The sequence below is a fragment of the Labrys sp. KB_33_2 genome, assembly GCF_052114505.1.
Classification (GTDB): domain Bacteria; phylum Pseudomonadota; class Alphaproteobacteria; order Rhizobiales; family Labraceae; genus Labrys.
On record NZ_JBFREW010000074.1, the window covers coordinates 1 to 1,047 of the forward strand.

General features: G+C 58.5%; 1 protein-coding gene. It reads left to right on the plus strand.

Annotated features, from left to right (window positions below):
* Positions 1-78 precede the first annotated feature (78 nt).
* Positions 79-1,036, plus strand: a protein-coding gene (locus AB4037_RS34580) for an IS630 family transposase (protein WP_441774675.1) whose coding sequence is annotated in 2 segments (ribosomal slippage) — positions 79-429 and positions 431-1,036 — 957 coding nt in all. Because the reading frame shifts where the segments join, the coding sequence is not laid out codon by codon here.
* Positions 1,037-1,047 lie beyond the last annotated feature (11 nt).

Sequence of the window (1,047 nt, forward strand, 5' to 3'; positions counted from 1 at the left end):
TAGAGCGTCGGATCTGAAACTGGAATCGGCGATTCCCTTGGAGGGCAATTTGTGATTCACCGTTATTGGAGGTGGATCATGGGCAGGAGCTATTCTCAGGATCTTCGCGATCGGATTGTCAGCTTTGTTGAGAACGGCCATTCGCGCCGAGCTGCGGCTCGTCATTTTGAAGTGAGCGAGAGCTTCGCTGTGAAGCTGCTGCAGCGTGTGGTTGCCTATGGATCAGGGGCACCCGCGCGTCAGGGGCGTCCTCCTGGTGGAGGTAAACTGGCTGGAGTTGCCGGTTTCCTGATCGGTGTTGTGGAAGCAAGGCCCGACATCACCATGCCGGAACTGGCCGCACGGCTCGGAGAAGTCCACAATTTGCGGGCTGCTCCTGCTGTGCTGTCGCGCTTTTTGTGCCGAAACGGCTTCACATATAAAAAAAGCGCTGATGGCGTCGGAACGCGCACGCGCACACATCCAGGCCGAACGTCATCTGTGGATTAACTATCGCCAGCCGCGCATGCGGCTGGAACCGCATCGGCTGGTGTTCGTGGACGAGACGAGCGTGAACACCAAAATGGTGCGGTTACGCGGCCGCTGCCCGCGCGGCGAACGGCTCCATGCCCAAGCACCGTTCGGCCATTGGCAAACCCAGACCTTCATCGCGGGCTTGCGCTGTCATGGGCTGACCGCACCCTGGGTGGTCGACAAGGCGATGGACCGGCAAGCCTTCGACGTCTGGATTGAAACCCAACTGGCGCCCACACTCTCCAGGGGCGATGTCGTCATTCTCGACAATCTCGCCGTCCACAAAAGCACCAATGCCGCACAATGCCTGAAGCAGGCCGGCGCCTGGTTCCTCTTCCTGCCGCCCTACTCCCCCGACCTCAATCCCATCGAGATGGCCTTTGCCAAACTCAAAGCCCATCTGAGGGCGGCTGCCGCTCGAACTTTCGAACAACTCTGGAACGCAATCGGCGATATCTGCGATCTCTTCAGCCCAAAAGAATGCTGGAACTATCTTAACGCCGCTGGATATGCGTACGATTAAATGTCCGATGC